The sequence below is a fragment of the Butyricicoccus intestinisimiae genome (assembly GCF_018918345.1).
Lineage (GTDB): Bacteria > Bacillota > Clostridia > Oscillospirales > Butyricicoccaceae > Butyricicoccus_A > Butyricicoccus_A intestinisimiae.
In genome coordinates this window covers 252,757-272,726 of sequence record NZ_JAHLQI010000001.1, presented here as the reverse complement: position 1 = coordinate 272,726, position 19,970 = coordinate 252,757, and the positions used below count along the sequence as shown (strand labels likewise).

Here is a 19,970-nt window from a genome sequence, read left to right as displayed (position 1 = left end):
TTATCCTCTATTATTCTTTAATCGCTGTCTTACTTTATTAACCGTAGTCATGAATCCATTCCGTCTTAAATACTGATTTACTCGTCCTGTCATACTTGGTATAAAGCAAAGCGCACAATAAACCCTTTTAAATATGCCAAGATGTTTTTTGTATTCGGACAATGAAATAATCTGTTCTTCAGAAAGCCCCTCAGACACAAGTTGTTTTCTAATTTCTTCATAATTCTTTTGATCAGCAATTACAATATATTCATGCGGTATGAATTTCACAAAGTCCGGCGTAACAATCAATCGATAATTAGCTTTTAGGAATTTTATTTCTTCCGTTAGCGTAACCAAACCACGAACATTATACATTTCTGTCAAAATTGTTAATTTATTCGAAGGATCTGGAAATACACACTCCTCACCTCGTATACCGTCAAGCCAAAGAACGATTGGTTTCAAAAAAAATTTTTCTTTTTTACTCCTTTCGGAATTGTACGCTCTTACAGCCATCTCGCGTCCCGTATATAAAATTCTCTTTTCTACACTTTCGCTAGACAATTCCACATATTTCATTTCAAGATCACATTTAGTGCAGAATTTTAACTCTAATGGCCTTTTTTCTATTTCACATGTGTACCCACCATACGAAGATTCCTCCGCTGCTTCCCACATGCTTGAACCTCGCTCGATTATTGCCATTTGATTTGTTCGCTGCGCAGTTTCAAAATTATTCTCCATTGTTGAAATATCACGCATTGTGTAACAGCATGTTTTATAAATCAATTGCTGCTCACTAATTGCCCTATAATGTGCAAATTGAAGGTTGTTCAATCTTGTAATTTTTGCCTTATCATTTCCAAACACGGTATGATGTCCCATTGAAAGGGTAAGACCCATTTTCTTATAGTATTTCGCTGGAATAATTGATTTTGTTACTGGTGTACCGTCCGAATAGTTCCACGCTGGACGCGTCAAACAGTATTGCATTTTTTTAGGAATAAAAGCTTCCTTTTGTTTATCTTCTTTTGTCATGACGTACCAACGCCAAGTTACATAATAAATACTATTCAGCGGAAGTTTTTCAAGAATTTCACGTGGATTATTCTCACCTGTTAAAAACTCATCTGCATCCAATGGCAAAATCATGTCAGGCTTAATTTCATCAATTATTTTATTAAGATATTTATTATCTAAACGATACTGGTTATATGCCTCCAGTGATTCATCATAGACAGTAATATTAAACCCCTCTGCTATCAATTTTCTAACGATTTTTATTGTACTGTCAGTACACCCATTATCAATAATCACCATTTCGTCAACAAAATTATAATTGTAGCGAACAAAGGATTCTATAATCTCACTTTCATTATTTACCATAGTAAATGATACAATTTTCATGTCTAATTCCTCATCATGTTCTTCTCTATTCTTTGTATAAAAAAATCTGCTACATACAAAATCGTGGTAAACAGCAGCACAATTATTCCATAGAATAAAAGATTCTTTGTTGTCACTTGCTGTTTCAACCAATCAAGAGGTAACACATGAGCTAAATACAGTTCATATGAAACACTTCCAATCGCAAGGATCAACTTTTCTAACGCCTTTTTTCTTTTCAGGTGCTCAGTTACACAAAACATAAGTAAACTTAAACACCATGTAATTCCTATCTGAAGAATCGTATCTGCAACTCCCAATTCATGTGCTTCTACATACTGAGTTTTCTTTAAAATAACCATAATTACGGATACAGTGAGAAGCAATGCCCCCCTAATATTTTTAGGTATTTTAAATGTCATTTGTTTATTCTTAGAAATTATAATACCAGCAGGGAATGACGCAAATTGCCAAACGTAAAGTCTGTTAAACCCGCTATAGACTGTTATTACAAAGGTCGCAACACATAAAGCTGTTGCCAATACTTTTTCATTGTCAAATAGAAATGTCAGAAAATAGAAAACCATATACCAGTAAAACAGCAATTGCAAATACCAAAACGATCCTTGAGGAAGTTCCTTTAATATCGCATAACTAAAGATTGCTTTGACAGTCAGAGTTTTCCCGATGAAATACGACCATATGCTAAATATAGCTATTGAGACAAGATATGGGATATAAACTTTTAGAATTCTTTTAGAAAAGTATTTATTTCGTCCATTCTTCTTATATGAACAGGATAGGCCATACCCGGAAACAAAGAGAAAAAGGCAAACTCCAATCGGCCCCAGTGGATTTAGTGCAGCGATATGCAATACTTGTCCTAAGTGCTCCACTATTACCATCGAAATAGCCAGTCCCTTTAGAATCTGTGTATTCTCTTTTGAAATCATCTTTTCACCTTTCTCTTATCGTTTTTTCTCTTTTATCAACAACAATACTACCAGCCTTGATGTCCTTGGTCACCAGCGTTCCTGCACCGATAACACTTCCTTTTCCAATCGTCACTCCATCAAGAATTGTTACATTACTTCCGATCCAGCAATCATCTTCAATGGTAATGCCCTTTTGCTTAACCCCTTGACTTTTGATGCTGTGTTCCGTATCAGAAAACACATGGTTTTCTGCAAACAGACTACACTTTGGACCAAACATTACATTTTTTCCGATATTTATTTTTCCAGAGCATCCGACATAGCCGTATGGACCAATCGAACTGTGTTCTCCCATCGTCAAGCCTATGCCATAATCCCCACCATAATAACTAGATGGTCGAATCATAACCCCACGGCTTATAGTTACATAATCTCCAAAGTTCAGTCCGTCTGAACACAAGCCGTGAATTTCAGCATAATCCTCAAACTTGACATTTTTGCCACACCGGATATGATTTCCGTGTGAAATCTGTACTCCTTTTCCTACAAAAAGCATACCATGCGTCTCTTTAAGAAACAGTCGTCTAAAGCATCCTCTCACCGCCTTTATTCCTGTTCTGTAAAGAATATTAATCTTATCCTTTAATTGAATGTTCTTTTCCATCATGTGTTATTCCTAGTCAGTCTGTCATACTCTGCCGCATAATTTTGAACATACGCCTCAATTGAGAATTTTTCAAGAAGTCGACTTCTTGAATTTACTCCCATATTTTTCCTTTTATTGTCGTCTTCAAGCAGTGATTCAATCTTACAAGCCAAATCTTCTGGGTTTCTCACCTCTGCAAGCAGACCATTGTAATCCTCTTTAACCATCTCACATACGCCGCCGTGTTTATAACCCACAATCGGTTTTCCTGTTGCCATTGCTTCCAACACTACAGTAGGCAAAGGATCCGGATTTGTGCTTGGTAGCACGAACACATCATAAAGCTTATAAATCCCCTCACTATCAGTACGATACCCTTTATTTATAATTCGATTTTTATACGGTGACTGAGCAATTGCATCTGCAAGTTCCTTTTCACGCCATTCTTCCCCTTCAAAAGCCGCTCCAACAAAAACTGTATATACATCAGAATACTTAGCCATGATAATATTGGCTGCTTTCAGGAAATCTCCCTGTCCTTTCCAACTGTTGACACGTCCCATCATACCTATAATTCGAGCATTTTGGGGAATCTTCCACTCATCATACAAGTAGTCACAGTCATTTTCTGGCTTGAATCTCTTACTATCTACTCCATTGTATATTACCTTAACTGCATCCGGTTGGAAGTAACCAGAAGCATCCAAATGATCTTTGACAGCCTTCGAATCTGTAATTGCAATGCTGGAGTATTTTGCAATCAACTTGCTCGTTACAGTATACATAATTTTCGGACTTACGATAATCTCGTGAATGCTCCAGAGGTGGGGAACGTGTAGCTTTCTACTTACAAAACCGCCTTCCAGTGTCGCTGCAGTGTTCGTGTGAATCAAATCAATGTGGTATTCCTTTGCTATAGATGTTATTTTGTTAATGTATTTTATGAGATTGAAGCCGTACTGAATTACTCCTTTTAAATTGAAGTACTTTCTTCTCATAATCGGATAAGGCATAACCATCACATTTACACCTTCATCCTTAAGCGCATCCACCAGAACCCCTTCCGTGGGAAGAATTACAAGTGGTTGAAACTTTGACTTATCTAGTCTTTTTATGAGATCGAGCATTACTTTGTCAGCCCCATACATCTCAGCCCCCGCATGTAAAAACAATATATTTTTCATAGAATCATTTTCCTCTTCATAAACTCAGCAGTCTTTCTAATTCCCTCTTCAAGGCAGATTGGGTTTAATTTGCCGTAGTATTTTTCATATCTACCAATATCTAAATAATTGACTGGTACATCAACCGCTCGACCCGCTTTATACACAACACTTATTTCACGGCCAAGGGATTTCCTAACTGAATCAAGGACGTCTCGAATGCTTGTACCATATCCACATCCCAAATTAAATGTATGATGCTTGTTTTCCCCATTAACTATATTTAGAATTCCTTTAACGGCATCGTCAATATAAATAAAATCTCTAATAACCGATCCATCTCCATAGACCGTAATCTCTTCACCTTTAAGTGCTTTATATGTAAAAGTTGTTACAGCTCCAAGAATTCCATTCGGTCTTTGATATGGTCCATATGGGTTTGCAAGACGAATAATACGGTAATCAAGTCCATACATATAATTATATAGATATAAAAGTTTTTCAATTGTTATCTTTTGCACTCCATATGAAGATATCGGATTGGTGGGTGTTCCCTCAGAAAGTGGACACGATGACTCTTTTCCATACACTGTTCCACCTGATGATATAAACACCATTTTTTTCACATCGTACTTAACGCACTCCTCAAATAAGTGTGCTGAGAACAAGACGTTTGCCTCTATATCCTGCGAAATATGCTGATTAGATGTAGTAGGGACATTAGTACTAACTAAATGATAAACTACATCCTTATTTTCCAGAATAGCATAATCCATATTTATGCCTAAATCTGATTCGACAATGTTTACATTATCTGCCAGAACATCTGCGCTAAAATACATTCGTTTTTTATCAACAAGCGTTATTCTGTTTGATGTATCTTTTGCAAGTTCGATTGCAAGATTAGTGCCAATAAAACCTGCCGCTCCTAAAATCAATATGTTCATTGGATCATTCTCTTTCTATTTATTGTTCAAAAACACTTCTTCATACTGTCCGCATATCTTGTCCCACGTATATTCTTCAGCCACACGCGTCTTGGCCCTTCGACCCATTTCTGCAGTTTCCTCGGTACTCATCTTATCTGCACGATCAATCAATCTTGCAAGGCTGCCCGGTTCGCGGCTCCAGTACAAAGCACAGTCTTCTGCGACTTCTTTGTTAAAGCCAACATCAACCAATAGATTCAAATCGGTGCTACCAAGAGCTTCGATAAGTGAAGGGTTAGTACCTCCCACTGTATGACCATGGAAATATGCGTAGGCATTCTCCCTTATCTTTTTTAAGAGTTCCTGATCGTACACTGTACCGACAAATTTGATCCTCTTGTCGCTTTTGAAGTGAAGTTTTTCTTCCAACTCATTCAAAAACTTATCATTCACATTTGTGATGATGGCGAAATCCTTTTTACTGTTACTCTTCATAAATTCACGAATCATAACCTCAAAAGAGTTTTCCGGTACGAAACGCCCAACGACAAGGTAATAATCCTTCTTCGTCAGACCTTTTTCCTTGTACCAGTTCACCAGCTTTTCATCGTCATCAGCCAGCTTGCTGAGTGTCAAATCTGCACCATAAGCAATGAATGTGGTCTTAGGATTTCTGCCCTTGATTCCTTTCCCGTCATAACATTCATGGATATACTTTTCGATATTCACAGAATCGCAGATAGCAAGATCACAATATTTGACCATCATCTGCTCAGAAATCTTCCAGTATTTACGAATCGGAGCCGACCACTTGGCTCTCATCCACTCATGACCATCCGGGTTCAAATAAACCGCACCGCCCAGCTTATGAATCTCCTTATAGAAATGACTTGCAAATGGTCCAATACGGCAAGCCATAATATAAACGATCGGATACTTGATTTTATGTTCTTTTACGTACTTGCAACATGCATTCAATGCCGCAACATCATAATAAATCGCCTGTGCTGCACCAATCTGAGGAATATCAATTTTGAAACAGTGCGCATTGTGGAATTCAAACTCATGGTCATTGATTCTCGTTACGCCTCCCACTTTTGTTTCGTCCATGCAGCCGTCACCGTTAGCTTTACACGCCACATGATATTTAATATTTTTCTTATTCTGATGGTGTTCTGTCAGCTTATATACAAAGGTTTCATAACCACCATATGCTCCTAGGCTTTTAGCTCCTACCAGAAATACGTGTTGTACTTCGTTTTCCCGCTGCATTCTTCTACCCCTGTGTTCTCAAAACTTAAACGTATCTTTCAGTCCCAACCACTTCTGATCCTTATCGCTCAGGTTCAGTGCAGTACCATCTTCCAGCGTATAGCCTTCTGCACTTGCGCTGCTCTTGTACTCACCCTTCAGTTCCGGCCATTCAATGCCAATCTCCGGGTCGTTCCAAGCCATACCACCCTCATCATTCGGATGCCAGAAGTCATTAACCTTATAGCAGAACTCTGCTTCATCGCTCAGAACAAGGAAACCGTGTGCAAATCCCTCCGGAATGAGGAACTGCTTCTTATTCTCAGCAGACAGAGTCACACCATACCACTTACCATAAGTTTCGGAATTGCTTCTAAGATCCACAGCGACATCAAACACAGTTCCGCGCACGGCGCGTACCAGCTTGCACTGCGGATACTGCTTCTGGAAATGCAGACCGCGCAGCACGCCCTTCGTGGACATGGACTGATTATCCTGTACAAAATGAATGTCGATGCCAGCTTCCTTCATATCTTTTTCATTGTAGGTTTCCATAAAATAACCGCGTGTATCACCGTGAACAGCAGGCTCAATCACACAAAGTCCTTCGATGCCGCCTACATTCTTCTCTACTTTAATCTGTCCCATTTTCTTTTACTCCTCGATTTCTTTCAGGTAACGGCTCAGTGCATCCTGCCAGGTCGGAAGCGGTGTAAATCCTGCTTCCACCAGCTTGCTCTTGTCCAAACGGCTGTTAAACGGGCGAGCCGCCTTGCTCAAACCATACTCTGCCGTCGTGACAGGAACCACTTCTGTCTTATATCCAGCCTGACGATAAATTTCTTTCGTGAAATCGTACCAGCTAATATAGCCGCCCTCGTTAGTCGCATGATAGTAACCGTATTTTTCGGTTTCGTTCATATCGACCAACAGCCGAGCCAAATCATATGTATAGGTTGGTGTACCGATCTGGTCATTGACCACACGGACAGTGTCATGTGCCTTGCCTACATTCAGCATCGTCTTGATAAAATTCTTACCATTCAGCCCGAACACCCAAGCAATGCGGACAATGAAATACTTCTCCAGCGTCTGGCTGACTGCCAACTCACCTTCCAGCTTTGTCTGACCGTATACATTCAAAGGCTTATAATCCTTGCAGTCCGGCTGCCAGGGCTCTGTGCCCTGACCATCAAACACATAATCCGTGCTGATATAGGTCATCTTACAATCCAGTTTCTTGCATACATCTGCAATATTCTGCGTGCCGCCTGCGTTGATAGCACGGACTTTCGCTACTTTATCGTCATCCTCTGCCATATCCACAGCAGTCCATGCTGCACAGTGGATCACTGCGTCCGGATTTACTTTTGTAATTACCTTTTCAACAGCATTCCTATCGGTAATGTCCAGAGCGACATACGGTGCTTTCGTTACCGCGGAACCGTCTGCCACACCACTGTAATTTTCCTGAATATCAGAGCCTAAGCCCTCATGTCCGCGCTTCAGCAGTTCGTTCATCACATCATGTCCAAGTTGTCCGCCAACGCCTGTAACGAAGAACCTCATTATGCCTCCCCCCGATTTCCGTACATTTTCTCATAGTAGTTCTGATACTCGCCGCTGATGATAGTCTCCCACCACTCACGGTTATCGAGATACCACTGGATGGTTTTCTTGATGCCATCCTCAAATTTGGTTTCCGGCAGCCAACCCAGTTCGTTGTGAATCTTGGTCGGGTCGATTGCATAACGCATATCATGACCCTTACGATCACCAACATGAGTGATCAGGCTCTCCGGCTTGCCCAGTTCCTTGCAGATGATCTTCACGATCTCAATATTCTGCTTTTCGTTATGGCCACCGACATTGTAAACTTCACCAACGCGACCATTGTGAATAATCAGATCAATAGCCTTGCAGTGATCTTCAACATACAGCCAGTCACGGACATTCAGACCCTCGCCGTAAACAGGCAGCGGCTTGTCAGCCAGAGCATTAGCAATCATCAGCGGAATCAGCTTCTCCGGGAAGTGATACGGACCATAGTTGTTGGAGCAACGAGAAATGGTCACAGGCAGGCCATAGGTACGATGGTAAGCCAGAACTAACAGGTCAGCGGCAGCCTTGGAGCTGCTGTACGGAGAGCTGGTGTGAATAGGAGTCTCCTCAGTAAAGAACAGGTCAGGACGATCCAGCGGCAAGTCGCCATAAACCTCATCGGTAGAAACCTGATGATAACGCTGGATACCGTACTTGCGGCAAGCATCCATCAGAACACTGGTACCGATGATATTGGTCTGGAGAAAGATACCCGGATCTTCGATAGAACGGTCAACATGAGACTCTGCCGCAAAGTTAACCACAATATCCGGATGTTCTTCTTCAAACAGTTTGTCCACTGCTTCGCGGTCGCAGATATCTGCCTTCACAAAGCGGAAATTCGGGTTGTCCATAACAGGTGCCAGCGTGGACAAATTGCCTGCATAAGTCAGCTTGTCCAAGCAGATAATCCGGTAATCCGGATACTTCTTCAGCATGTGGAACACAAAGTTACTACCAATAAAACCAGCACCACCGGTAACAATAATATTCATGATCTATTCTCCTCTACACTTTCCCTTTTTAATACAGATGTTCCTGATACTTGCCGTCCATGACGTCCTTCAGATACTGTCCATACTGGTTCTTCTTCATAACCTCATAGACTTCCATCAGTTCATCCTTGCTGATCCAACCATTCAGGTATGCGATTTCCTCCAGGCAGGCAATCTTACGATGCTGATGCTGCTCTACAGTCTTTACGAAATTAGTGGCATCCACCAGACTCTCGTGTGTTCCAGTATCCAGCCAAGTGAAGCCCTGACCTAATAACTCAACATTCAAAGAATCATCCTCAAGATAGATGCGGTTCAGGTCAGTGATTTCCAATTCGCCACGCGCAGAAGGTTTCAGGTTTTTAGCAAATTCGACCACACGGTTATCATAGAAGTACAGGCCAGTCACGCAGTAGTTGCTCTTCGGATGTACTGGCTTTTCCTCAATAGAAATAGCCTTACCGTTCTTATCGAACTCAACGATGCCGAAACGCTCTGGATCGTCCACGTAGTAGCCAAATACTGTTGCACCCCTGCCACTCTCAGCGTTTTCTACTGCAGCAGTCAATCTTTTCTTTAATCCGTGGCCCGCAAAAATGTTGTCGCCCAGAACCATCGCCACAGAATCATTGCCAATAAAATCAGCACCAATGATAAAGGCCTGTGCCAGTCCATCCGGAGAGGGCTGAACAGCATAGGTCAGATTCACACCAAACTGGTGTCCATCACCCAGCAGGTTTTCAAAGCGAGGAGTATCCTGTGGTGTGGAAATAATCAAAATGTCACGGATGCCAGCGTTCATCAGAACTGACATCGGGTAATAAATCATCGGTTTATCAAAAATGGGTAGGAGTTGTTTGCTCGTAACTTTCGTTAATGGATACAGACGAGTGCCCGATCCACCTGCTAAAATAATGCCTTTCATTCTGTATCCCTCGTCTTTCTTAATCTCTCTGGAAAATATCTCTCGTGTAAACTTTTTCTTTTACATCATCCAAGCACTTATCATAACGGTTTGCGATAATGGCCTGACTCTGCTTTTTAAACTCATCCAGGTCATTAACAACCTTGCTACCAAAGAAAGTATCGCCATCTTTCAGCGTCGGCTCATAGATAATCACAGTTGCACCCTTTGCCTTGATGCGCTTCATGACACCCTGGATAGAACTCTGGCGGAAGTTGTCACTGTTACTCTTCATGGTTAAGCGATACACACCGACCACGGTCTCTTTTTCTTTGCTTTCATCCCAGCTGTCATTTGCTTCATAAGCACCAGCAATCTCCAGAATACGGTCAGCGATGAAATCTTTTCTTGTTCTATTGCTCTCAACGATTGCTTCGATCAGGTTTTCCGGCACATCTGCGTAGTTTGCCAGCAGCTGCTTGGTATCTTTCGGCAGGCAGTAGCCACCGTAGCCGAAGGACGGGTTGTTGTAATGAGTGCCAATACGAGGATCAAGGCAGACACCGTTGATAATTTGCTGTGTGTTCAGCCCCTTCATCTCTGCATAGGTATCCAATTCGTTGAAATAGCTAACACGCAGTGCCAGATAGGTGTTGGCGAACAGCTTAACTGCCTCTGCTTCGGTGAAGCCCATAAACAAGGTATCGATATTTTCCTTAATTGCGCCTTCCTGCAGGAGTTCTGCAAAGGTGTGTGCCGCCTTTACCAGACGAGCATTATCCACATCAGTACCAACAATGATACGGGAAGGATAAAGATTATCGTACAGAGCCTTGCTCTCACGCAGAAACTCCGGGCTGAAAATGATATTGTCGCAATGGAACTTCTCACGCACGGAAGCCGTATAGCCAACCGGAATTGTAGACTTAATGACCATAACGGCTTCTGGATTGTATTCGATGACCAGTTTAATGACAGCTTCCACTGCAGAGGTATCAAAGAAATTCTTCTTGCTATCGTAATTTGTCGGTGCAGCGATTACGACAAAATCAGCATCACTGTATGCTTCCTTCGCATCCAACGTTGCGGTCAGATCCAGTTCCTTTTCTACCAGATACTTTTCAATGTACTCATCCTGGATCGGAGACTTCTTGTTATTGATCAGCTCTACTTTCTCAGGAATGATATCTACTGCCGTCACCTTGTGATGCTGAGACAGCAACGTAGCAATAGAAAGACCAACATAACCAGTACCAGCCACAGCAATCTTTAAATCCTTAAACTCTCTCATTTCTCTATCCCTCTAATTCTTTTATTTATAAAACTCAGCGTACCACTCAGCGAAATTTCTTAATCCAGTCCGCAGACTTGTGCTCGGCTTGTATCCGAAGTCACGCTCCAGTGCGCTGGTATCTGCATAGGTCACAGGCACATCACCCGGCTGCATCGGAACAAGTTCCTTGTGTGCCTCGAAGTCATAATCTTCCGGCAGAACTTTTGCTCTTACTAACTCCTCACTCAGAATCTGCACGAAGTCTAGCAGGTTCTCAGGGTTCTGATTACCAATGTTGTAAACTGCATACGGCGGAATCGGGAGACCATCCTCGTCATTCTTCTTGTCAGGTGCTTTCTTCATCACACGGACAACCCCCTCAACGATGTCATCCACATAAGTAAAATCACGCTTGCAGTTGCCATAGTTGAAGATTTTGATAGTTTCGCCCTTCACCAGCTTGTTGGTGAATCCGAAGTAGGCCATGTCCGGACGACCTGCAGGACCATACACGGTGAAGAAGCGCAGTCCAGTGGACGGAATGTTATAGAGCTTCGAGTAGGCATGTGCCATCAGCTCATTAGATTTCTTAGTGGCTGCATACAGCGATACCGGGTTATCAACCTTGTCATCCGTGCTGTACGGAACCTTCTTGTTGGAACCGTAGACGGAGGAAGAAGAAGCATACACCAGATGCTCCAGACTCTCGCAATGACGGCAGGCTTCGAGGATATTAAAGAAGCCGACCAAGTTAGATTCCACATAAGCATCCGGGTTGGTGATGGAGTAACGCACACCAGCCTGTGCTGCAAGGTTAACGACCACAGATGGCTTGTACTTCTCGAACAGTTCAGTGATCAGTGCCTTATCAGCGATGTTACCTTTTACAAAAGTGAATGTGGGATACTTGGCCAGTTCGTTCAGGCGGAACTCTTTGAGTGCCACGTCGTAGTAAGCATTCATGTTGTCGATGCCGATAACCGTAGCAGAAGGAGCCTCCTGATAAATTCGCTTCACAAGATTGGAACCGATAAATCCGGCCGCGCCTGTGACTAAAATCGTTTTATTCTCTAAGCTAACTGTGCTCATTTGTATTCCTCCATTTTTGTTAACTTCCTAATCTATGTACACATCCGCTCATCGCAGATAGTATTTCTTTTTCCTCTTACCGCTCACTCGGCTAAGTGTTTTCTTATGCTGTCGTATTCAATTACCCCAGCAATCATATTTCCCTTGTTTTCTACTTCATAAAACATCCGTTGAGTACACTCGTCTCTATTTCTCTATAGCCGAAGTGCTGTTTTATACAGTCGAACCCCGTATACCCTGCAATGACGTTTTTCTAAGTGTTGGATTGTTGAATCGAACCCTGTCGGCGCATGAGTTTTGTTAAAACTGTATATATCATCCAGTCCAATTCTCACTATTCATTGTTCGTTATGAACAAATCATTTACTTTAGCCACTCAAAACATGTATTTATCATCACCATCCATGCTCTACTCAACAGCTGTTTTATGAAGTAGAAACCATCTGTTTTTCTCTAATTTTCATGACTCAACAAATCGTTATGATGTAGGTGTCATTAGCGGGTCAGATAGTGTACTCAACAGCAGTTTCAGACGTTAATGATAAACTCATGGATTTTTGTTATTTTCCGCCATTTCTATGATTCTTCTGAAAAAATCGTGTCAATTTTGTGCCGCAGGGGTCAAAAGTTCAGCGTTTTGTATAAACATCTTGCATTTACAGTACATATAGCTGTGAAATATAGCCAATTCCAGTGCCCTGTATAGTGTGCAAAATAGGTTCTTTTTGACGTTGCTACGTCAATACGGTTTGTTGAGTAGACATTTGTCGGTGCAGCGATAACTACAAAGTCAGCATCACTATATGCTTCCTTAGTATCCAAAGTTGCAGTCAGATCCAGATCTTTCTCTGCCAGATACTTTTCAATATATTCATCCTGAATGGGAGACTTCTTGTTGTTAATCAGTTCCACTTTATCAGGGATGATATCCACAGCAGTCACCTTGTGGTGCTGAGATAACAACGTAGCAAAGGAAAGACCAACATATCCCGTTCCGGTTATAAGCCTCGAAGTCATAATCTTCCGGCAGAACCTTTGCACGAACCAGTTCCTCGCTCAGAATCTGCACGAAGTCCAGTAGATTTTCCGGATTCTGGTTGCCGATGTTGTAAACTGCATACGGCGGAATTCTTTCAGTGCTACATCGTAATAGGCATTCATTTCAGCCTTCGTTCATACTGTGCAACCATTTCTATATACTGTTCTACCAGTTTCTGTTTCCATTTCGGCAGATATTGATATTCGACAATCATATGATTGATCTGTCTATCTTGTTTGTTTATGCTGGCATTGTCGTCAAATAAATCGACAATGCGAATATCCAACGCATTGCAGATTTTATACAGCGTATATAACTGCGGACGTGTTTTCTCATTGAGCAGTTCGTTTAGCGTTGATACCGATATATTGGCTTTCCGCGCAGCGGCATAGACAGAAATTCCTTTTGCTGCACATATTTTCCGCAGCCGCTGTACCATTTGGCTGCATTCTCTCTCAGGATCGTAACGCATAACTTAACTCCTGTGTCCGTTGAAGTGTATTCTTGTTTTTATCATTCTGCTGAAATGCACTGCAAATATTGTCCATACAGTGTGGAATGCAATGTCTTTCTCGCTGCTAAAATAATCCCCTTCATCCTCAATTCCTCCGTTTCTTATTCTTTCACTTCTGTATAGAACATTTGAATGATCAAATCATGCAGTCCATCCTCATCTACATAAAATTCATCATGTTCTTTTCCTTCTTTGGTCGTGCCAGGAACAGTTTCTATGTTTTTTTTCAGGAAATCATACGACAACATATCTTCCAATTGTTCCATGCTCAAATCGGTAACTGTATATGGTTTTAATTTCAGTTTTGTATATGTTTTCTCAAAATCATTTCCATTTTGCTTCATGAATTCTCGCATCGCCTGAAACAACGTTGTAATATATTCTGTTTGGCGCTTCATTCGGCTGACATTGCTGCCGGAAACATTTGTGTCACGCTTTCGTACAAACCGTTCAGCCATATCGCCTTGGAGCGTAATGGTCGAACCTTTTTGAAACGTCGGATCGACTTCCGTTGCGTCTTCCGATAATTTCAGCGTCACGCCGCCCACTGCGTCATTGACTGTAGATATACCGTCCAAATTCATAGAAAAATATGCATCTATTGGCAGATCATATAATAGTCTTGATACGGTTTTCTTCGCCGCCCAGCAACTGCTCTTTTCGCCGGTTCCATAGGCATACTGTAAGGCAATTTGTGCCTGTATAGTCGAGACATATTTGCCGGACACATCATAAGTATCTATATCCGTCATGGTATCACGGGAGATTTGCAGAAGCCGTGCCGTTTTTTTCTGTTTGTCCATCGACAAAACCAAAATACAGTCCGACTGACCGGCATTACCCGGCATATCCGTCTGTGCCAGATCTTGTGTCGTATCAATGCCAAGGAATAAGACATTCATCAAATTCTTGTTGTACTGATAGGTTTTGCCTTTGTAATGCACGGTGTTGGATTCTGCACTCGCCCCTGATCCCAGACTCATATCATCCATGTGAAGGGCTGCGTTTCTTCTCGCAGATCTCACAAAACATCCTGCCGCTACGGCGATAACCATTCCGATAACGACAAGCGTAAGGATCACTTGTTTTCTTTTTTTGGAATCATGTTTCATCAATCAGCACTGCCTCCACCAAAAAACGCTGTTTATCATTGCCATTGCATGTAGACAATGTGATGATTTTATCGTCTGTTGTCACGTCGACGCTGTCATCCCAGCAGGTTGCCATATTGCGAACCGCTTTGAGCGAATCCAAATAAGCCTGCCGCTGTTCTTTGTTGACAAAGTCAAACGAATACATAATATGTCGATTGTCATAGGTAACCGCAGCAAAGACCTGATACGTCCGGATGTGATCCGGTGTGTAAATCGTAATCCTATTGTGCTGCTTGAGATAATCAATATCTTCGTAATATTCCAAATCAGCAAACATTGTGTGATTGCGCATTTTGTGACCGTAAATCACGGTATTAAAATCCTGAAAATCCTCGCTGTTGTAATTTTCTGTATAAATAGATCCCGGATAACCGGATTTTCCCTCTGGCGTATGGAACAGATAATAGTCATTATCTGTCTCACTCTGCAAAATCGGATAATCTATCGTGGTATCCGGAATGCGGAGCCACGCATAAATATCGGGATTTTCCTTTTGCAGCTGCTGAAAATCAATGGGGATCTCCGGCTTTTCTGTCTGCTGTGCGGAACCGCTGCCTGCTGTTTCCTTTGTTGTCTGGGTCTGGTTTTCTGCCGCAGCAGATTTGACCGGCTGCTTCTGACTATTGTGCCAGAAGCAGCCGGCAGCCAGTCCTAGAACACACAAAAACAGAAGGGAAAAAACAATCTTTTGTTTTCTTCCAAGCCCTTTTTTCATGATTTTCATCTGCTCCTCTTACGATTGCGGTTCTTAGTCTTGTGCGGGTCTCGATCCGGCAAGGCAGCCAAGGTGGAAAGACCCAGATATTTTTCAATATCCTCTTCATTGATAATGCGGTCATTCATCAGGAAGTCGATCAAGAGAATCAATCCGATCACGCCAATGCCGACAACGATGCCGATTGCGGTATCCCTTAAGACATTCGGGCTGGATGGCTCTTTTGCTGCTTCCGCCGACTCTACCGTTGTCGGTGCATCGGTTTTTGTGATGTCAGCCATCTTTTCACTCGTCTGCGCCGCTACAGCGTTGGCGACAAGCGCCGCGGTTTCCGGATCATCGCTGGTTGCTGTGATGACCAGCAAACGTGTCGCATCGTCCGAGACAGTGACCATCTTTTCCATCTGCTCTCTCGTAATGTCTTTTCCGGTATCCTGCTTGATCTGCTTTGCCGAATCATCCAGCACCGGATGACTGGTGGCAATAATGGTAAAATCTTCTGCCAGTTTTTCACCGGTTGTCATGTCCAACGCCGCTGTAATGCTGGTTGTTTTCGACAAAATATAAATGGTAGCTGAAGATTCATACAGCGGGGTGATGAGAAAGGACGTAACCAGAAAGAATACTACACCGCCAACAGCACCGCCGATCAGAAATAACCACCATTTTCGCACAAAATGATGCAACAATTCCAGCAGGTCAATTTCATCTTCCTGAATATCGATACCGTTATTGTTCATCGTTGTCCTACTTTCTCGGTTTGTTTTGCTCCGTACACGCCGTACTCGCCATAGCCGTATTTGTGATAGTATCCATACTTCGAGTAGTAATACTTGCCTCGGCCGACATTTGCTTTCGTCAGAACAGCGCCGAGAATGTTTTCATTGGCAGCGCGCAGCTGACGAACCATTTCTCTTGCTTCACCGCGCGAAACCGTGTCCGATGCAATGAGAAAAATCGAACCGTCACACTGCTTTGCAATCACCGCAGCATCAATGACACTGCCAATCGGCGGCGTGTCGATAATCACATAATCAAATTCCTGCCGTGCTTTTGCTATCATGTCTGCAAAACGCGCATTTCCGACTAATTCTGATGGATTAGTCGGGAACGTGCCCGCGACAATGATGGACAGATTGTGAATATTGGTATCATAGACAACCTCATCAAACTCCCTTTGACCGGAGAGCAGATGGCTCAGACCGTATTCAGCACGTTTGATGCGGTATTCGCCGACAAACACGGATTTTCGAAGATCTGCATCAACATACAGCGTCTTTTTTCCCGCATCGGCAAACGATCCCGCAAGATAAAACGATGTTGTACTCTTTCCGTCATTTGGATGTGCGCTTGTGATAGCAATGACGCGATTTTCAACCCCAGTAAACTCAATATTAGCCCGCAGGGTACGGATGATCTCCCCCTTCTGTCGATCCAACCGACCCTGCGGATTAACGGAGACTACATTATGCATCACGAGATACAGTACCTCTCTTTACGGCAAAGAACAAACCGCCTGCTGCAACAGCAATCACTGCGACAATTGCTCCCATCGGAACAGCCGGCTCACCCGTCTTCGGTGAAGTCTTATCGGTCTTGTCCATGTTCGTTGCTGTGGTCGTATCGACAACAAATGCTACCGGAGACAGGGAATTGAAGCTTGCCTCAATGGTCTTATCGCCGGTCTTTGCGTGGATTACTTCCCACTGATTATCCTTTTCTACATAGTGCAGCAGAATTGCCTCGGAAGAAGCAGTAACACCCGGAACATCAAAGGTCACTGTTACCGGAAACTTCACCTTGGAAGCATCGCCGTCAATCTTGACGTTGCGGATGTCTACCAGCTGCAAGGTGTCCTTGTATTCGCTGCCCAGAATGCGCTTGAGTTCAGCGGTCGGGTTTGCGCGCAGGGCATCTACAGCCTTCTGTTCTGCTGCATCAAACTTTGCATCGGCTACCAGCTGTACAATAATGTTTACTGCGTTGCCGTTGGCGTCCACTGCGCTCTTTACATCCTTTACAAATCCACTGACGGACGGGCTCGGAAGAGCAAAAGCGGAAAGTGTCATGGTTGCCACAAGTGCGGCGCCGCAAACCACTGCTGCGGCTCTTTTGATGATTTTTTTCATGAGATAACTCCCTTTGCTTGTATCCATTGAGACGGATACTGTTTTGTTTTTCTATACAAACTGGTTTTCCAGCTTATACCGATGAAATGAATAATTGACGCATATTTTCGCCAAAGATTTGTCTACAATACGATGCATCCAATTTTCTGTTCAAATATTTCATGCATTTTTTCATACCGGGGACTCGGTATTTCATGTCATGAGCATCTGAACTGACCATATCAATGAGCTCCTGCTTGAGCAGCTGCATGACATAGCGTTTGACTTTCCTGCCGGAATGTCCGAGTATGCTCGTCGTATTCGTCTGTATTTTTACCCCCATTCGGGACAATTCTTTGACCCGCTCCTGCTGCATCAGCGCTTGATAGCGTTCTACATGCGCCAAAATTGGCTCATATCCCATACTTTGTAGCATCATCACCGAGTTCTTGATATACATATAATTGGCACTCATTGAAAATTCAATAAGAATGACCCGCGAATGGTGCATCGTCAGCGGGACGCCCGCTTCCAAATCCTTTCGGATGCCGGACTCCATATAGACCTCTGCCCCCACTAAAATCCGAAAGTCCGGATGGATTTCTTCCGCTATGCGGCAAGCAGCTTCCCACGCCGTTTGCCGCTTGGCTTCCCAGCGCTTTCTGTCCATTCCATGGCAGAAATGCGGCGTTGCTATCACCATTTCGGTGCCTTCCGCATAGGATTTTTGCAGCATCTGCCGTGTCATGTCGGTATCTTTCGCTCCATCATCCATATGTGGAAGAATATGTGTATGCATATCAATAACCATGAGAACTTCTTTCTTTACATCGAACCTTCTCGTTTCAGAACAACCGCAACCGTTCGAAGAAGAATGCGGATGTCCAGTCCATATGTCCATTCCTGAATGTATTTCGTATCCAGACGAACAACTTCTTCAAAATCTGTGATATTGCTTCTGCCGCTCACCTGCCACATACCGGTAATGCCCGGTTTTGTTGCCAGCCGCGCATGATGATGCAGCTGGTATTTTTCATATTCATCCACCGTCGGCGGTCGTGTGCCAACGAGCGACATATCTCCTTTTAGTACGTTGAGGAACTGCGGGAATTCGTCTAAGCTGAGGCGGCGAGCCAAATCCATAAAACCGGATTTCTGCGTGCCGTCCGGCAAAACCTTGTTGCCGATGATGCGCGGATCGAAATCAATCTTGAACATCATGCCGTCCTTCACGCGATTTTGCGCCATCAATTCCTTTTTGCGCTCCTCTGCGTCCATGTACATGGTGCGGAATTTATAAATTTGAAACCGTTTTCCATTTTTACCCACACGCTCTTGTGTAAAGAACACTGGTCCGGGTGACTGCGTTTTGATAACAGGCACCATAACCAAACACAGAACGCCGGTGAGAACCGTACCGACCAAACCGCCCAAAATATCCAACAGGCGCTTGCACAACAGCTCCAGCGGCGATGCACAATTGATGCTTGTCGTGAGCACGGTAAATCCACCGACATTTTCGACAAATTGCCGTTTTTTGGACGCCGAAACGACATTGATCAAACGGCGATGCACAACAATGCCCATGGTGTACAGCTCATCCTTGATGACGTCAATGCCTTCCATATCATCCGGCACGTCAACTAGAACTTCATCAACCCATGCGCCGCGAACATATTCTATCAGCGTCTTTCCGCTCGCAACGACCGGTATGCCGTGTACAGACGTTTTCACCTTGTCATCGTCCAGAATCACCAGACCCGCCACGTGGAATTTTTCGTAGTTGTTGGCTTCAAATGTCGCAACACATTGCTCTGCGCGATCGCTGACTGTCACCAAAAGCAACGAGCGCGTATGGGTTCCGCATCCTTTCTTGTGCAGCCAATTTTTCCAAACCAACCGGAAACTATAGTCGAAAGTAAAGTACAGAACAATCGACCAAATCATCACGGTACGGGAATAAACGTCAGCCCGATGAATTATGTACAGATATCCTATGTTCAACAGGGAAACCAAAACCACCTGATGAAGTGTTTTCACAAACTCTTGGTATTTCCCGCGTTTCAGGATGCCCTGCATTGTCTCAAAATAAATAATAACAAACAGACTGATTAACTCCGCCACAATATCAACGTTGCGATATACATCATCTGCATATGGATTGCCGAATCCAAAGCGAATAAAATATGCCACAACCATGCTCAACTGCAGACATATAAAATCAATGATAATAAAATCTGCATGTTTCAGCCATCTTTTCGTATCTCTTTTATACATACATTTCT

Annotated in this window: 20 protein-coding genes and 2 pseudogenes; all 22 read right to left on the bottom strand. The window is 43.1% G+C overall.

The genetic code is table 11. From position 1 onward, the window contains the following. The gene (locus KQI75_RS01405) at positions 1–1,389 is read right to left on the bottom strand and encodes a glycosyltransferase family 2 protein (protein WP_216468901.1); all 1,389 of its coding nucleotides are present in this window, start codon (positions 1,387–1,389) and stop codon (positions 1–3) included. Positions 1,390–1,391: 2 nt separating this feature from the next. Beyond that, the gene (locus KQI75_RS01400; RefSeq protein WP_216468900.1) at positions 1,392–2,321 is read right to left on the bottom strand and encodes an acyltransferase family protein; all 930 of its coding nucleotides are present in this window, start codon (positions 2,319–2,321) and stop codon (positions 1,392–1,394) included. 4 nt (positions 2,322–2,325) lie between these two features. Next, positions 2,326–2,970 (bottom strand): acyltransferase, encoded by a 645-nt coding sequence (locus tag KQI75_RS01395; RefSeq protein ID WP_216468899.1) that lies wholly within the window; start codon positions 2,968–2,970, stop codon positions 2,326–2,328. Continuing rightward, complete coding sequence (locus tag KQI75_RS01390) at positions 2,967–4,133, bottom strand: glycosyltransferase family 4 protein (protein ID WP_216468898.1); 1,167 nt, start codon at positions 4,131–4,133, stop codon at positions 2,967–2,969. The genes KQI75_RS01395 and KQI75_RS01390 overlap by 4 nt, the downstream gene beginning before the upstream one ends. Beyond that, on the bottom strand, positions 4,130–5,059 hold the full coding sequence (locus tag KQI75_RS01385; RefSeq protein ID WP_216468897.1) for an NAD-dependent epimerase/dehydratase family protein: 930 nt from the start codon (positions 5,057–5,059) through the stop codon (positions 4,130–4,132). The genes KQI75_RS01390 and KQI75_RS01385 overlap by 4 nt, the downstream gene beginning before the upstream one ends. A 15-nt stretch (positions 5,060–5,074) precedes the next feature. Beyond that, positions 5,075–6,313 (bottom strand): beta 1-4 rhamnosyltransferase Cps2T, encoded by a 1,239-nt coding sequence (gene cps2T / locus KQI75_RS01380; protein WP_216468896.1) that lies wholly within the window; start codon positions 6,311–6,313, stop codon positions 5,075–5,077. An 18-nt stretch (positions 6,314–6,331) separates the two neighbouring features. Beyond that, positions 6,332–6,940 (bottom strand): dTDP-4-dehydrorhamnose 3,5-epimerase, encoded by a 609-nt coding sequence (gene rfbC / locus KQI75_RS01375; RefSeq protein ID WP_216468895.1) that lies wholly within the window; start codon positions 6,938–6,940, stop codon positions 6,332–6,334. A gap of 6 nt (positions 6,941–6,946) precedes the next feature. After that, positions 6,947–7,861 (bottom strand): dTDP-4-dehydrorhamnose reductase, encoded by a 915-nt coding sequence (rfbD, locus tag KQI75_RS01370; RefSeq protein ID WP_216468894.1) that lies wholly within the window; start codon positions 7,859–7,861, stop codon positions 6,947–6,949. Further along, the gene (rfbB, locus tag KQI75_RS01365; protein ID WP_216468893.1) at positions 7,861–8,889 is read right to left on the bottom strand and encodes a dTDP-glucose 4,6-dehydratase; all 1,029 of its coding nucleotides are present in this window, start codon (positions 8,887–8,889) and stop codon (positions 7,861–7,863) included. Before rfbB ends, rfbD begins: the two co-directional genes overlap by 1 nt. Before the next feature lie 28 nt (positions 8,890–8,917). Further along, positions 8,918–9,814 (bottom strand): glucose-1-phosphate thymidylyltransferase RfbA, encoded by an 897-nt coding sequence (gene rfbA, locus KQI75_RS01360; RefSeq protein ID WP_216468892.1) that lies wholly within the window; start codon positions 9,812–9,814, stop codon positions 8,918–8,920. A 19-nt stretch (positions 9,815–9,833) separates the two neighbouring features. After that, positions 9,834–11,084, bottom strand: a complete 1,251-nt coding sequence (locus KQI75_RS01355) for a nucleotide sugar dehydrogenase (protein ID WP_216468891.1) — start codon at positions 11,082–11,084, stop codon at positions 9,834–9,836. A 21-nt stretch (positions 11,085–11,105) separates the two neighbouring features. After that, on the bottom strand, positions 11,106–12,155 hold the full coding sequence (locus tag KQI75_RS01350) for an NAD-dependent epimerase/dehydratase family protein (protein WP_216468890.1): 1,050 nt from the start codon (positions 12,153–12,155) through the stop codon (positions 11,106–11,108). A gap of 762 nt (positions 12,156–12,917) precedes the next feature. Next, positions 12,918–13,172 (bottom strand): annotated as a pseudogene (locus KQI75_RS13515) (UDP-glucose 6-dehydrogenase); the annotation flags it as partial. Continuing rightward, a pseudogene (locus tag KQI75_RS13510) lies at positions 13,156–13,284 on the bottom strand (protein CapI); the annotation flags it as partial. The pseudogenes KQI75_RS13515 and KQI75_RS13510, both read right to left, overlap by 17 nt. 28 nt (positions 13,285–13,312) lie before the next feature. After that, positions 13,313–13,666, bottom strand: a complete 354-nt coding sequence (locus KQI75_RS01340) for a helix-turn-helix domain-containing protein (RefSeq protein ID WP_246566290.1) — start codon at positions 13,664–13,666, stop codon at positions 13,313–13,315. A 143-nt stretch (positions 13,667–13,809) separates the two neighbouring features. Beyond that, entirely contained in the window at positions 13,810–14,700 is an 891-nt protein-coding gene (locus KQI75_RS01335) for an LCP family protein (protein WP_216468888.1), read from the bottom strand. Between the two features lie 109 nt (positions 14,701–14,809). Beyond that, complete coding sequence (srtB, locus tag KQI75_RS01330) at positions 14,810–15,586, bottom strand: class B sortase (RefSeq protein WP_216468887.1); 777 nt, start codon at positions 15,584–15,586, stop codon at positions 14,810–14,812. Next, positions 15,583–16,317, bottom strand: a complete 735-nt coding sequence (locus KQI75_RS01325; RefSeq protein ID WP_216468886.1) for a YveK family protein — start codon at positions 16,315–16,317, stop codon at positions 15,583–15,585. Before KQI75_RS01325 ends, srtB begins: the two co-directional genes overlap by 4 nt. Beyond that, complete coding sequence (locus KQI75_RS01320) at positions 16,314–17,051, bottom strand: CpsD/CapB family tyrosine-protein kinase (protein WP_216469292.1); 738 nt, start codon at positions 17,049–17,051, stop codon at positions 16,314–16,316. The genes KQI75_RS01325 and KQI75_RS01320 overlap by 4 nt, the downstream gene beginning before the upstream one ends. Next, the gene (locus tag KQI75_RS01315) at positions 17,044–17,706 is read right to left on the bottom strand and encodes a hypothetical protein (RefSeq protein WP_216468885.1); all 663 of its coding nucleotides are present in this window, start codon (positions 17,704–17,706) and stop codon (positions 17,044–17,046) included. The genes KQI75_RS01320 and KQI75_RS01315 overlap by 8 nt, the downstream gene beginning before the upstream one ends. Positions 17,707–17,779: 73 nt before the next feature. Next, positions 17,780–18,496, bottom strand: coding sequence for a CpsB/CapC family capsule biosynthesis tyrosine phosphatase (locus tag KQI75_RS01310; protein WP_216468884.1), 717 nt, complete (start codon positions 18,494–18,496; stop codon positions 17,780–17,782). A 14-nt stretch (positions 18,497–18,510) separates the two neighbouring features. After that, positions 18,511–19,962, bottom strand: a complete 1,452-nt coding sequence (locus KQI75_RS01305) for a sugar transferase (RefSeq protein WP_216468883.1) — start codon at positions 19,960–19,962, stop codon at positions 18,511–18,513. Positions 19,963–19,970 lie beyond the last annotated feature (8 nt).